The 14743-nt window shown below is 62.3% G+C and carries 5 protein-coding genes; 1 reads left to right on the top strand and 4 read right to left on the bottom strand.

Features of this window, described 5'->3' with window-relative positions:
• Positions 1 to 148: 148 nt before the first annotated feature.
• The 4 genes from sov to ABD819_RS00230 all read right to left on the bottom strand — a co-directional run bounded on the left by sov (position 149) and on the right by ABD819_RS00230 (position 13503).
• Complete coding sequence (sov, locus tag ABD819_RS00215) at positions 149 to 7687, bottom strand: T9SS outer membrane translocon Sov/SprA (protein ID WP_345119737.1); 7539 nt, start codon at positions 7685 to 7687, stop codon at positions 149 to 151.
• Positions 7688 to 7919: 232 nt separating this feature from the next.
• Positions 7920 to 8525, bottom strand: a complete 606-nt coding sequence (gene ruvA, locus ABD819_RS00220; protein WP_345119738.1) for a Holliday junction branch migration protein RuvA — start codon at positions 8523 to 8525, stop codon at positions 7920 to 7922.
• A gap of 272 nt (positions 8526 to 8797) precedes the next feature.
• Complete coding sequence (locus ABD819_RS00225; RefSeq protein WP_345119739.1) at positions 8798 to 11068, bottom strand: NADP-dependent malic enzyme; 2271 nt, start codon at positions 11066 to 11068, stop codon at positions 8798 to 8800.
• Positions 11069 to 11325: 257 nt separating this feature from the next.
• Complete coding sequence (locus ABD819_RS00230; protein WP_345119740.1) at positions 11326 to 13503, bottom strand: LysM peptidoglycan-binding domain-containing protein; 2178 nt, start codon at positions 13501 to 13503, stop codon at positions 11326 to 11328.
• A 221-nt stretch (positions 13504 to 13724) separates the two neighbouring features.
• Here ABD819_RS00230 and ABD819_RS00235 point away from each other — a divergent pair, with 221 nt between their 5' ends.
• Positions 13725 to 14612, top strand: coding sequence for a hypothetical protein (locus ABD819_RS00235; protein ID WP_345119741.1), 888 nt, complete (start codon positions 13725 to 13727; stop codon positions 14610 to 14612).
• The last annotated feature ends 131 nt before the right edge of the window (positions 14613 to 14743 follow it).

Raw genomic sequence — 14743 nt, forward strand, 5'->3', positions numbered from 1 at the left:
TGAATGAGTGGATGAGCGAATGACTCATCAGAATTCAAAAGTAGGCACGGCTTACTCAATGAGCGAATGGGTGAATGAGTGAATGGGTGAATGAGCCAGCTAAACTGACGACTCAATCATTTGCTCATTCACCCATTTACGCATTCACTCACTGGGTGAGGCTGTAGCGGAGCTGCACCCCGCCTTCGGAAGTAGCGTTGCGAAAGGCGTTGCGGACTTGGGGCGTGGTGATTGTCTGGCTGTAGTAGAGCTGCAGGTTGAGGCGGGTATTGAGCAGGTAATCGATGGTGGGGCGCAGCTGAAAGGTTTTTGAGCCATTGGTAATCTGGCCCTTGGCCAGGCCCTGGAACTCCTGCTGGCCCAGCGGGGCGTTGGCTTCCACTACGTTTTCGATGCTGCGCTGAATGGTGATGTTGTCGCGGATGCTCAGGTCGAGGCGGGCCGTGAGGTTGTTCTTGAGCACGCGCTGCTCGCCACCGATGCGGAAAGGCAGCTTGAGGCTGTTGGTGGCGTAGCCGAAGCCCACCACGATTTCCTGGGTGTAGAGCTCGGTGACCTGGGCGTTGGTGGTGTTCAGTACCACGGTGCGGTCGGTGCGGTATTCGAGGCGGCCGGTGGCCCGGCTCACGGTCTGGAAGTTGATACCGACGAGCGGCGAGAGGCGCTCGGCGATGCTCACCTGGCCCACCACGTAGTAGGGCAGAAACTGGTTGGTGGGGGTACTGAGCTGATACGGTGCGCTGGGGTCGGTGAAGTCGGGCTCGCGCTCGTAGTTGGTAGCCGTGGTGTAGCTGCCCACGCTGTAGGTGGAGAGGTAGGCGTGGTTGAAGGTGAAGGACGAGAAGTACTTCTTCACCAGCGGCAGGTCGGAGAAACCGTTGTAGCTGACCGTCCAGTTGGGTAGCGGCAGCATGGCAAACGGGTCGAACTTCTTGGCCTTGTAGCCGTCCGACGAGCGGCCGTGGTAGGCATCGACGAAGCTCTGCACCAGCACCTCCTGCGAGTTGAAGCCGTAGCTGCCGCCGCCGGGGTTGCTGGGGTTGCGGTTGGCATCGGTCAGGCTCTGGCGCACAAACCTGCGGTTTTCCACGAATCGGCTGAAGGCTTTGGACGTTTCGCCATTGGCCCCGAGGTCGCCAAACAAGGTTCGAATGGTGATGGTCGAAACCTGAAACGAGCCCGTGCCCAGCAGCGGATTCGGAGCCAGCTCGAAGCGGCCCGGCCGCCGGAGGTCTGGCACCACCGTCAGGGAGTCGGCGTCGAGCCGGTTGCGGTAGTACACCTCCCGGTTGCGGGCCAGCTGCTGGCGGGCATCCACCTGAATGTTGAAGCCCCGGAACGGCTCCAGCGCCGTGCGCAGCGTGATGGTTTGGGTGAGCAGCGAGCTGAGGGCCGTGTTCAGGTATTCGCTGCTGTTGGTGTACCAGCCATTCTCGATGGCGCGATTGTAGAGCGTATTCAGCGCCGGCTGCTCGCCCAGAATAAACGGCAGGCCCGGAGCCGACAGGTCGTGGTCGAGGCCGAAGATATTGGTTTTGGGCAGGTAGCCGGGCAGCAGCGTGCCCTGCGAGCGGATGTAGGTGAAATTGAGGGAGCGGGCCGTCATCAGCGAGCGCAGCACGGCTTTCACGAAGCGGTTCTTTTCGCGGGTGGTGTCGGCCCCGGCGGCGGCCGGCGGACGGCCGGTTTCCTCACCGGCGCGGGCGGCCTCTTTCAGGCCACCGCCCGGCCGGCCGCTGGGAGCCGGGGCGTTGTTGATGATGTTGAGAAACTTCACCTTGTTGTACAGCTTCACCAGGTCGATGCGGCCATTAGCGCTGATTTCCCGGTTGTTCTGAATGGTGTTGCCCAGCTTGATTTCGGTGGTCAGCGTGTCGCGGGCCTCGTTGCCCACGGGCACCGGGAAGCGCGGGGCCCGCAGCGACACCGGCGCGGACTGCCAAGTGTAGTTGGCCGCGTAGCGGGTATCGGCGCTCAGCCAATCGGTGAGCGGGAATTTGTCGAGCGGCAGGCGGTAAGTCAGCGCCGCCACCTGGTTGAAATTGATGGTCCGGCCGCCCTGGAGCAGGTTTTTGCGGAGCAGGTCGCGGTTATCCAGCGCCTCCTGGCTGTCGCCAATGGTGCGGCCCCGGCCTTCGTCCACCACGCCGCGGTTGGTGGCGGTGTAGTCGAAAATCAGGCTTTTGGTCAGGTCCCACTTCAGGTCGTAAATCCGGCTGATGTAGAAGGATTTCTGCACCACCGGCAGGCCGGCCAGCGTGGGCACGGTGCCCGGCTCCAGCACCCGCTGCAGGAACCGCTCGTTGTAGCGCCGGTCAATATCGGTGCGGAACGAGAAGCGCGAAGGCAGCGGCGTGAAGTTCAGCTCCTGGAAAATCTTCAGGTACGGGTTGTCCAGGGCCTTGAACTTGTTCAGCGGCGTGTAGTTCTTGGGCGTGGTCTGGTACACGTAGGCCACGGCGGCGGTGTACGACTTGGTGTAGTCGCGGTCGGTGCGGATATCGGTGTGCAGGCGGTCGGTGAGGGAGTAGCTCACGGCCACGTTCTCAATGTCCCAGGGCTTGGCCGTGCGGGGGGCCGCGCCGGGCTTGGGCGTGCCGCGCTCCTTGCGCACGTTCAGCACCGCGATGCTGCGGCTGGTGGTCTGGTCGATAACCTTGTTGCGGTACTCGGTCTGGGCGGCCACGTCGGTTTCGCCGGCCGCGTTCTTGAACTTCTCCAGGCTCTGCTTGAGCTTGGTGTCGGGGTCGAGGGGGTCGTAGAGGGGCGAGCGGCTTTCGTGGCCCAGCTGCAGCAGCACGGGCACGCGCAGGTTCAGCTGCGGCGGCAGAAACTTCTCCACGGCCACCGTGGCGTTCAGGTCGCCGCGGAACACGTCGTCAACCGAGCGCTGCTGCACTTTGTCCTGGAGGCCGCCGAAGCCCACGCTGGTGAAGCTGCCGGTGGCCGTGATATTGGCAATATCGGCCATCTTCACGTTGAGGCGGGCGGTGGCGGCGTAGCCGTCCTGCTGCTCAAAGTCGAACACGCGCAGCTCATCGGCCCACAGGTTCACGTTTTTGGCGCTGGTGCTGGGGTCCGAGCCGTCGGTTACGGGGTTGAGAATGCCCAGCATCACGCCCTGCACCGCCGAAAAATCGGGGTTGCCAACCACCGTAATGGTCGCGCCATTAGGCAGCGTCTTGATATACGGCACCAGGTAATTGATGGGGCTGCGCTTGTTGCGCTCGGCCTTGGCATCAATGAAGTCCTGAAACGACACGTCGAGGCGGTTGGCTTCGGGCCACACCTGGTCTACGCCGGTGTCGCCGGCGCGGGTCAGCGTCAGCGGCCGCGAGTACTGGTAGTAGTTCTGGGTGTAGTCGGTGCCGATGCGCAGGAAGGCCTGCACGTCGCCGTTCAGGGTGGTGGGGTCGTCGCTATCGCCGTGCAGAAACAGGCGCAGGCGCTTGTAGCGCAGCATGTTGATGGTGATGTTCTTGTAGGCCGCCTTGGCGTAGCCGTCACGTAGGTTGGTCACCGACAGGCGCAGGCTCTGCTCGTTCTGCAGGCGCGAGGTGCTGCTGCTGCCGTACTCCTGGTCGCGCAGAATGCCGGGCGGCGACACGTACGGAATCTTGCCCGTGCCCGAAGCCGCAGCCAGGCCGTTTTCCTCCACGCTCACCGTCGAGATGCTGAAGGCGTCGGCATCGGTGAGCTGGCCGATAACCGTGCCCAGGCGCGGGTCGGTGATGCTGGGCAGGAAGCGGCGCCACTGGTTGGCCACAAACTGCGGCTGCACCAGGCGCACCACCACCGGCTGCTGCCAGCCGGTCATGTACATGCGCAGAAAGCGAATGTTCTTGAAGCCGAACTCCTGCGTCGCGCCGCGCAGCCGGTAGCCCTCCCGAATGGGAATCCGGAACTGGTACCACGTCACTTCGTCGCCGCTGGTACGCTCGTCCTTGGTCGTCACCTTATCGATGATGAAGTTCTGGCCCACTTGCAGGGCCCCGGGCGCGGCCCCGAGGCGCAGGCGGTACTCGTAGTAGCGCTCTACTTCCTGCACTACGTTGTCGCGGTTCAGGTCCTCCTTGTCGGGGAAGGCGGTGGAGCTGAGCTGGCTGTTTTCGGGCGAGTTGCCGTCGTAGCCGTTGTAGTTCTTGTAGCGGCCCAGAATCTTGGCGTTGGTCTGGTCGTAGCTCGGGTCGAGGTGGTGGCGGAAGTTGTCGGCCGAGGGGTCGGGCAGGTTGGCGAAGGCCGCGCCGTAGCCCGGCGTGGCCGGCGTGGCAGTGGGCAGGGCCCGCACGCGCTCCTGCTCATCATTCACACCGTCGAGGCCCACGTCCTGCCGGGCCCGGGCCCCGGGCGCGGCGTTGAAGGCATCGGTGAGAAACTGCTGGCTCGTGACGCGGCCGTAGTCGGTCAATCGGCTGTTGTTGGCAATATCCGTGGGGTCGTCCGTCGTCGGCAGGCCGTTTTCGAACTCGTGCTGGTTGTTATCCTTCAGGGCGTCCTCGCTCACGTTGCCCAGGTTGATAATCAGGTCGCCGCCGGTGGTATTGGGCTGGTTGTTCCCATCCGAGTCGAACACGTTGCCGCGGTCCGAAGTGGTTTTGATGAACGGGTCCATCATCCAGAACTCCAGGTATTCGATGTTGGCGTTGTCGAAGTCGGTATCGAAGGTGATGGCCCGGCTGATGCCGCCAAACTTGTCCTCGGGCCGCTCGACCGCAGTAAAATTCTTGCCCGCCGCGTCCAGGTTCGGGTTGTAGTTGTACGGCCCCCGCTCGCCGGGGAAGTAAGCCATGTCGAAGGTGTACTCGTAGCCGTTACCGGTCGCGCCCAGGTCCTTATTCGGGAATACCTCGTCGCGCCGCACGCCGCGGGTGTAGTGGTTCACCAGGTCGCCGGCCCCAATATTGCCCGGCACGTTGGGCCCGCCGGTGTAGTAGCTCTGGTCCACAGTATACCACGCCAGTTTGGCGCGCTGGTAGTTGTAGCCCAGCCCCACCGCCGTGCTGCCCCCGATGGGCAGCGGCGTAGCAGCCAGCCGCCAGGCCGGAATACTGGCCAGCCCGCCCAGCGTGTAAGGCGTGCGGGCATTCTCAAAGTCGTCGATGTACGACACGCCGTTCTCGCCGTTGCCCAGCTGCGAGCGGCCCGGCAGCAGCTTGGCAAACTCCCCGCTGAAGGCGATGGTCGAAATCTCCTTGGTCGACACGAAGGGCAGCATATCGAGGTACTTGGTCAGCACCCGGCTGTCTTTCCGAATGCTGCCATCCAGGCCCACAATGGTATTGTTGCCCGGCTCGTCGCCAATATTCACGCGGTTGATACCGGGGGCCTGCCGCTCCAGCAGGCTCAGGGCCGTACCGCCGATGGTCACGTCCCGGTTCAGCTTGTAGTCGAGGCGCACGCCCACCATCCGGCGGGGCTGCACCTGTACCAGGGCGTTTTTCTCGAATTCCACCCGCAGCTCGTTGGCCGAGTTCAGGTAGGCCGGGTTGAGGATTTTCACCTTGGCCTGGTCGTAGAAAACCTGGTAGTCGACGCCCTCCGTGAGCAGCGTTGAGCCCGAGCGCACCCGCACCGACCCCTGCGCGATACCGATGCCCGGCAGGCTGATTTCGTCGGACCCGGCCCCGCCCTGAAAGCGCCCGCGCAGAAAGAACTTATCCTTTTCCTGCCGCTGCTGCGCGTCGCTCTGGGTCTCGTTGTACAGCTCCGAGTACACGTATTTGTCAATCAGCGCCGGCTCGCCGGCGAGCTGACTTCGCAGGAAAGAGCCGAACGGCTGCACGTTCGGGAAAATAATTTTGCCCAGCTCCGGGTCAATCGTCACCCCGGGGAAAAAGTCGAAGTTACCGTCCGGGTTGCGGTCGTTGTTGGGGTTCACGCGGTCCAGCCCCAGCACCTCAATCAGCGGCCGGTTGTTGATTTTGGCTCCCTCCTTCAGCGAAATCAGGTCAACGCCCGTCTCGTCGTCCTTGTAGATAATCTGGAGCTGAAAGTTGTCGCGCTGCAGCTGCGAGGCGTTCAGGGGATAGATGTTTTTCATCATCAAATCCCAGGTTGGCGTGTTGCGGGTCAGCAGGTTAAGGTTCTGCGGGTTGGTGGCGGGCTCGGCCAGGCCCACGCCGGGGTTGCTGGCGCGCAGCATCTTCAGGAAAATCACCTGGTCGGGGGCCACCGAGCCGTAGTTGTCCGAGGTTTCGCCCACGGTGTAGGTCTGCCCGTTGAACAGGTACTGGAAGCTCACGCCCAGCACCTGGTCGGGCAGCAGGGCCGTGTTCAGCGAGACGTAGCCCAGCTGGGCATTATAGGTGTACTCACGCGGGTCGAGTTTGCGGGCCCGCACCCGCTCAAAGTCCACGTTCTTGGTCAGTCCCTGCCCATTCTGTAGCAGCCCGTCGATGCCCAGGTTTTCGCGGGTGCCGGTAGCAGGGTTGGTCAGGATGCCATACAGCTGGTTGGCCGAGTTCTGCGCCGGGGTCTGGGCGTTGGGGCCACCACTGCGGTACTTGCCCTGGTACAGGCGCAGCGGCTCGCCAATGTCCATCAGCGTCACCACGTTGCGCAGGTTTTCGGTGGTGCGGTTGTCGTTGGTCACGTACACCTCGAGGCGGGTGATGGCCACGCCGTCGTTCTGAATGGTGGGCAGGTTGCGCAGGGCGCGGTCGTACTTATCGCGGAAGAACTGCGACAGGAAAAAGTGCCGGTCCCGCTCGTATTGGCTGGCCTTGATTTCGTACTGCCGGCTCTGGGCCCCGTTCTGAATACGCACCTCATCGGCGGTGCCGCGCACGGTGGCGGCCACGGCCGTCACGCCCAGCTTGCCAAACTGCAGCTGGGTTTTGATGCCAAACAGGTTTTGCCCGCCCTGCACCAGCGAGTTGGTGAGCGGCAGGCTCACGTTGCCCAAATCCACCTTCCGGATGATGTCGGTTTCCTCGCCGGCGTAGTCGAACCTCATCTGGTTGTCGAAGTCGAACGAAGCCTTGGTGTCGTAGTTGAACACCAGCTTGAGCTTGGTGCCAATCTGCCCGGTGAGGTTGACGTTGATGTTCTGCTCGAACAAAAAGTCGCCCACACTTTGCTGGCGCAGGGTCAGGGCCGGGTTTTCGTTGCGGTTGAAGCGCCCGCCAAACTTGAGCGTGACCGAGCCCGCCGGCCGGATATCGACATAGCTGCCGCCGAAAATGCGGTTGGCAATGGGGCCAAGGTAAATCTTGGGAATCAGGCGCTGGGCCTGGGGCGTGCCCGCCGCCGCGGCCGGCCCCGTAATGCCGCCCTTGGCCTTGTCGCGGTAGTAGCTCCGGATGCCTTCGCGCCGCCGAAACTCCTCGTATTCCTTGTAGCTGAGCACACTCGGGTCGCGGTAGTCGATTTCGGCTCCCACCTTTTCGCGCACGTCGAACTGGGTCAGGCTGTCGTCCACGGCCACGTTCAGCTTCACGTTTTTGGGCAGCGGCAGTATCAGCGGCGACTCCCGGCGCTTCGTGCCGAAGGGGCTGCCGGGGCGGTCCTGGGCGCGCACCCGTGGGCGGCGGCTGGGCTTGTACGGGCCGGTGGTATCCACCACCGCACCCACGGGCCGGGGAGTATCAGCGGCCAGGGCACGGCTGATGCGCAGCCACGCGCCGGGCAGGCGCGCGCTCGCTACCGGTGCGGCCTGGGCCCACCACGCCAGCAACGACGCAACCACAACAACCGACGCGGGAAGTAATTTCTGACCGGATTTCAAGCAGTATAAATGGATAGTAGCTATTGGAGCTGTTAGCCAATAGCTGTTAGCTGATAGCCGTTAGCCGATGGACATCGGTAGTCTAGTGAGGCTTTGGCAACGAAGCGAAACGGCGTAGGTGGTGATAATTTCGACAGAGACCCAAAAGCTAGTAGCTAAAAGCTATTGGCTAACAGCTTGAAATCGTCACGACTCAATGCGACTTCAAAGCAAATTTAATCAATTCCTCCACGCTCAGCTCCCCGCCGTGTTTGTGCTGAATCTGGTCCAGCAGCTTCTCGGCGGCGGCCCGCGCAAAGCCCAGGGTCACCAGGGCCTGCAACGCTTCGGCGCGCCGCGTATTGTGCTGGCGGGCCAGGGGCACGGTGTCCACGCCGGCCTTGGCCAGCATCTCATCCTTGCGCAGCTTGTCCTGCAAGTCCAGAATTACGCGGGCAGCCGTTTTCGGCCCCACACCCTTAATGCTCTGGATGGCGCGCACGTTGCCGCTCACGATGGCCTCGCGGATTTCGCCCACGCTCATGCTGCTCACCATCACAATGCCCGTGCCCGGCCCAATGCCCGAGACCGAAATCAGGAGCATAAACAACGCCTTTTCGCTGGGGTCGAGGAAGCCATAGAGCGTCTGCCCGTCTTCCTTGATGTGCTGGTAGGTATAGATTTTGGTGGCCGCGCCCTCGGCCGGCAGCTTCGAGTAAGTGGCCAGCGAGATGCGGACTTCATAGCCCACGCCCAGGATATCAACAATGGCCTGAGTGGCGTCTTTGTAAGCAAGTTTACCGTCGAGGTAGGCAATCATAGACTGGGGAAAGGAGGCAGGAAAAGTGCGTTGCAACAATGGAGTAACGCCACCGCCGGGTTTTTATCTCCCAAATTTACTGGCTTTTCGGCCAAAGTTTTTGGGTGAAATAAAGAAGTTGTGGGGCAATAGACAAGCCGGGAAAAAGAACGTCATGCTGAGCAGAGCCGAAGCATCTCGCGTGCAGCAGTAATCCAATCAATTGAGTTACTTCTGCGGTAGAGATGCTTCGGCTGCGCTCAGCATGACGTTCTTTTTCCCGTTTACCGAATTTACAGCGCCTTGCTGCCCAGCTGCGCATCCACTACCGCGATGGCGGCCATGTTCACGATGTCGCGCACGCTCGCGCCGAGCTGCAGAATGTGCACCGGCTTGCGCATACCCATCAGCACCGGTCCGATAGCCTCGGCCCCGCCAATTTCCTGGAGCACCTTGTAGGCAATGTTGCCCGACTCCACGTTGGGAAAAATCAGCGTGTTGGCCCCTTTTTCCGCCAGCGGCGAGAAGCCGTAGTGTTCCTGCAGCAGCCGGGGGCTCAGGGCCACGTTGGCCTGCATCTCACCGTCAATCAGCAGGTCGGGGAAGCGGGCCTTGGCCATTTCGGTGGCGCGGCGCGTTTTTTCGGGCAGCGGGCCGGGGTTCGAGCCGAAGTTGGAGTAGCTGATAACGGCCATGCGCGGCTCCGCATCGAAGAACCGCACGGCGCGGGCCGTGAGGCCGATAATCTCGACCATTTCCTCGGCCGTGGGGTTGATATTCACCGTAGTATCAGCGAAGAAATACGGGCCCTTCTTGTGCTGAATGATGTACATCGAAGACACGCGCTTCACGCCATCTTCGGTACCGATGACTTGCAGCGACGGGATAATGCTCTTGCCGTAGTCCTTGGTGAGGCCCGTGATGCAGGCGTCGGCCTCGCCGGTTTCCACCATCATGGCGGCGTAGTAGTTGCGCTCGCGCATCAGGCGGCGGCCCTCGTAAATCGTCATGCCACGACGCTGGCGCTTCTCGTACAGCAGGGCCGCGTACTCATCGCGCTTGGCGTCCTGCTTCAGAATATTGATGATTTCGCAGCCCTCCAGGTCGAGGCTGTTCTCACGGGCAATGGCCTCGATTTTCTCCTGCGGACCTAGCAGAATGGGCGTGCAGATGCCTTCATCGAGCAGAATCTGGGCCGCTTTGAGGATTTTATAGTTGTCGGCTTCGGCAAATACCACGCGCTTCGGGTTGGCCCGGGCCGCCGAGGTAATGCGGTTCATTAGCTTCTGATTCACGCCGAGGCGGGCCCGAAGCTGGTCCTCGTAAGCGTGCCAGTCCTCGATGGGCAGGCGGGCCACGCCGCTTTCCATCGCCGCCCTGGCCACGGCCGGGCTGATGGTGGTAATCAGGCGCGGGTCGAGTGGCTTGGGGATGAGGTAGGTGCGGCCAAAGGTCAGCGTGTTGTCGCCGTAGGCCTTATTCACCATTTCGGGCACGGGCTCCTTGCTCAGCTCGGCCAGGGCATGCACCGCCGCCAGCTTCATGGCTTCGTTGATTTCGGTGGCCCGCACATCCAGCGCGCCCCGAAAAATGTAGGGAAAGCCCAGCACATTGTTCACCTGGTTGGGGTGGTCCGACCGGCCCGTGGCCATGATAATGTCGTCGCGGGTGGCCATGGCCAACTGGTAGCTCACCTCCGGGTCGGGGTTGGCCAGGGCAAATACGATGGGGTTATCGGCCATGAGCAGCAGCAGCCCAGCCGGCAGCACGTTGGCCGCCGACAGGCCCAGGAATACATCGGCCCCGCGCATGGCTTCTTCCAGCGTCGTCACGTCGCGGCTGGTGGCAAACTGCATCTGAATGACGTCCAGGTTGGTGCGCTGGGCATTGATAACGCCGTCTTTATCGAACACCACCACGTTTTCGCGGGTCAGGCCCAGGGCCAGGTACAGGCGCAGGCACGACACGGCCGCCGCGCCCGCCCCGCTCACCACGAGCTTGATTTCGCCGATTTTCTTGCCCACCACTTCCAGCGCGTTCAGCAGCGCGGCCGACGTGATGATGGCCGTGCCGTGCTGGTCGTCGTGCATCAGCGGGATGTTCATCTTCTCCCGCAGCTCGGTTTCGATGCGGAAGCACTCCGGGGCCTTGATGTCCTCCAGGTTGATGCCGCCAAACGTGGGCTCCAGCGCCTTCACGATGCGGATAAACTCGTCCGGGTCGGTGGCATCAATCTCAATATCAAAGCAGTCGATGCCCGCAAATTTCTTAAACAGCACGCCCTTGCCTTCCATCACCGGCTTGCTGGCCGCCGGGCCAATGTTGCCCAGCCCCAGCACCGCCGTACCATTGCTGATAACAGCCACCAGGTTGCCCTTGGCGGTGTATTTGTACACGTCGTCGGGGTTTTCGGCAATGGCTTTGCAGGGCTCGGCCACGCCCGGCGAGTAGGCCAGCGCCAGGTCGAGCTGGGTGCTCATGGGCTTGGTGGGCACTACTTCCAGCTTGCCGGCGGGCTCTTGTGAGTGATAGTTTAGGGCGTCTTGTTTGTTGATTTTGAGCATAGGAATTCGAATCAGGGAAACGGCGCGGCGCGGGTGGCCTTCGGCCCGCAAGGTCCGGCTATTTCCGCCGAAAGCAATAAACCGGGCTGATTTTGGCACCAAAAAGCGCCACGCCAGGGTGGCGCGGGGCTTTTTCAGGAAAATAACAGCATTGCTTATTTCGACGAAAATTCTCCGAAAGCAGCTTTGGCGACGGCTGTGATATAGTCTCGAAGCCAGCAGTAGCGTATCGCTACTCCCTGGGCTCAACGCCCCCCCTATCCCTGCGGTACCAGCAGCTTCTGGCCGAGCTTCACGTCATCGGAGGTGAGGTGGTTGAGCTCGCGCAGCCCCTGCACCGTCACGCCGAAGCGTTGCGAGATGTTGAAGAGCGTATCGCCCCGCTGCACCATGTGCACCTGCGGCGACAAGCCTTTGCGCTCCGGCGCGGCGCGAGCCGGGGCCACCGCCGTGGCTTTGGAAGCCATGGGTTTTGACTGCCGACGGGCACCTTCCTGCGCACCGGCGTCGGCGGCCGGGGCGTGTAGCATCAGCCGCTGGCCGGGGGTTACGGTTTCGGCATCCAGCCCATTCCAGGCCATCAGCTGTGACACCGTCAGATTATGCTCGCGGGCCAACTTGGTGAGGTAGTCGCCTTTGCGCACGGTGTAGGTTCCAGTATTGACTTCGGGGGCCGACGCTACAGCCTCAGGAGTTTCCTCGGGCTCGAGGGCGGCAGTGGTGGCTTTCGCTTCGTTGCGCCGGGCTTCCGTCACTACGGCAGCCTGCGCCTGTGCCATACGGCGCGCGGCGGCCCGGGCCTGGCCTTCGGCCGCTGCCTGCTGAATGGCCTGCCGCTGCCGGATGCCCACCAACCGGGCTTCCTGTAGTTTCTCCTGCCGCACAACGTCTTGGAGGCGGGCTACTTCACGGGCATTGGCCGCCGCCTGCTCACGGCGGGCCGCTACTTCCTCCGTCGAAACCACCGGGCGCGGAGCCGCTGCAATCATTGGCAAAACTTCCGTGGCCATGGGAGCACGGCGCGGCGCGGCGGCCGGTAGCGGCACAAACACCACCAGCTCGCGGCCGGGCTTGAGGGGCCGGCCTTTGGGCAGCTCGTTCCAGCGGCGCAGCTGGCTCTGGCTCACTTCAAACCGCTCGGCCAGGCTGGCCAGGGTTTCGCCCCGCTTCACTTTGTGCGGCACCCGCCGGAAGCGGGGCGCAGCAGCTTCTTCACTGGTGCGGGGGCCTTCGGTAGCGGCCAGCACCGACTGGCTCACCCACGGCTCCACGCCATCAAGGCGGGGCGGCAGCGTGGCCAGGGCCTGCGGCAAAGCCGCGGTGGGCTGGCAGTATTCCAGTAAAGTGGTCCGGTCCACATCACCCAGATGCACGGCCGCCGCCGCCGGAAATCGCACCACGTAGGGCCGGTAGCCGGCGGGCAGCGCCGCCCGCCGCAGCTCCGGGTTGAAGCGGGTTAAGTACAAGGAATCTTCGTAGCCGCAGGCGCGGCTCAGGCGGCGCAGGTCGAAGGCATAGCCGCGCAGGCTCAGCGTGTCCATCGGCTCGGCGTACTGATAGCGCAGGCTGGGCGTGCGCAGGCCGTGGGCCTCGGCGTACTTCATGCTGTACATGATGGCCGTGAACGTGGGCACGTAGTTGCGCGTCTCGGCCGGCATGTGCGGGTACAGGTCCCAAAAGGTCTTTTTGCCGGTGCGGCGTATCACGCGCTGCACGCTGCCCGCGCCCCAGTTGTAGGCCGCCAGCACCAGCTCCCAGTCGTGAAAGATGCCGTAGAGGTAGCGCAGGTGCTTGCAGGCGGCCTCGGTGGCTTTTTCGGGAGCCATGCGCTCGTCAATCCACTCATCGCGCTGCAAGCGCAGGTCGCCGGCGGTGGGGCCCATAAACTGCCAGAGGCCGGTAGCGCCCACCGGGGATTTGGCCGTCGGAATCAGGGCTGATTCGACCACCGCCAGGTATTTCAGGTCGGTGGGCAGGTTGTATTTGGCCAGGTATTTCTCGAAAATCGGGAAGTAGAAGTTCTCCCGCTCCAGCACGCGTTGCAGGTAGCTGCGGTTGCGGGCCGTGAACAAGGTCACGTAAGCCATCACCGAATTATTGAACGTGTGCGGCACATCGGTTTCGAAGCAGCCCACCCGGTCGCACACCAAATCGCGCATGGTGGGCGGGGTCCGCAGCCACTCCAGGCGGACCGAATCAACTACCATCGGCCCCATGGGCACGGCCACCAGCGAGTCGGGCTGCAGCTCCAGCCGCACCCGCACCGTGTCGCCCAGCAGGGCTGGCAAAGCCGAGTTTCCTTGCCCGGTTGTGTCGGGCAGCGGTACGCGCTGGGCCCGGGCCTGGGGCACTTGCAGCAGCAGGCAAAGCAGCCCCAGCGCAAGATGCAAGAAGCGCCGGCGAGGCGCTTTCACTTTCTTAATCCCTTGCTTCATAGCACTAAGATAGGGCAGAGGTAAACAACTTGTAGAGATGGCTGATTCCGCGTCTACGCAAATACGCGAATAATGGCTGCGCCAGGCCATGCCCGGCTTATCGGTTCTCGCAGGCCCGCCAGCGGTAGGATTTGAATCGCAGTACCTTTGAACCCAGGGACAAGGCTGTTGCACTACGCACGCGCCCGGCACCTTATTGCCCCCACCTTTCACATAGCGGCATGCAACTTCTCTACCTGGTATTCGGCAACAATATCCAAAATCATTTCCAGGCTAATTTCTCCATTTTATCCTTTCTACGGCAGGGCAATCGGCTACTAACCGGCATCACGGTGGTCACCGACGCGCCCGATTTCTACCGCCACCTGGCCGGCGCCGTCACCGTTCACACCATTGATGCCGGCACCCTGGAAGAGTGGCAGGGCGAGTTCAGGTTCTTCTGGCGCGCCAAAATCAAAGCCCTGGAGTTCGTGGCGCGGCAGCAGCCGGAAGTGCCGCTTTTATACCTCGATACCGACACCTTTTTGCACGGTTCGCTGGAAAAAATCAGTCAGGAGCTCGCGGCTGGCGTGGCTTTCATGCACGAAGCCGAAGCGCCGCTATCCACCCTCACCAGCAAAACGGAGCGCCGCATGTGGCAGCAAATCAACGGCCGGGCCTTCGGGGGCATCACCATGCACGAGCAGCACCAGATGTGGAACGCCGGCGTGGTCGCCATTCCGGCCGGCCGCAACCTGGAAGCCATCGCGCTGGCCCTGCGCATCTGCGACGACCTGAGCGCCCAGCAAGTCACGCCCCGGCTCATTGAGCAGTTTGCCCTCTCCGTCGCCCTCTCCGAAACCTACCCCATGCAGGAGGCGCGCCCTTACATCGGCCATTATTGGAGCACCAAGGAGGAATGGAACGCCAGCATCGGGGCCTTCTTGCTGGAATCGCACCTGAAGCAGCGCTCCGTAGCCGCCGAGTTGGAGGCTCTGGGCTCCTTCGACTATCAAACGCTGCCCGTCAAAAAAATAACCCGCAACACCCAGCACCGGCTCACTAAGCTGGTGAGCAAGTTGCTGCCGCCCCGGGAGGTTGAGTTCATCACGCCCCAGGTCAAAAAATAACCGCCATGCCGTAAGCGCAGGCTTACCACATGGCGGGGTTCAGAGCGGTTTCGCTTTTTGTGTACTGAGTTAAAAGTTGAGAGTTAAAAGTTAAAATGCATGTACAGTGGTTTTTAACTTTCAACTTTTAA

The organism is Hymenobacter antarcticus (assembly GCF_039539545.1).
In the GTDB taxonomy this organism is placed as follows: Bacteria; Bacteroidota; Bacteroidia; order Cytophagales; family Hymenobacteraceae; genus Hymenobacter; species Hymenobacter antarcticus.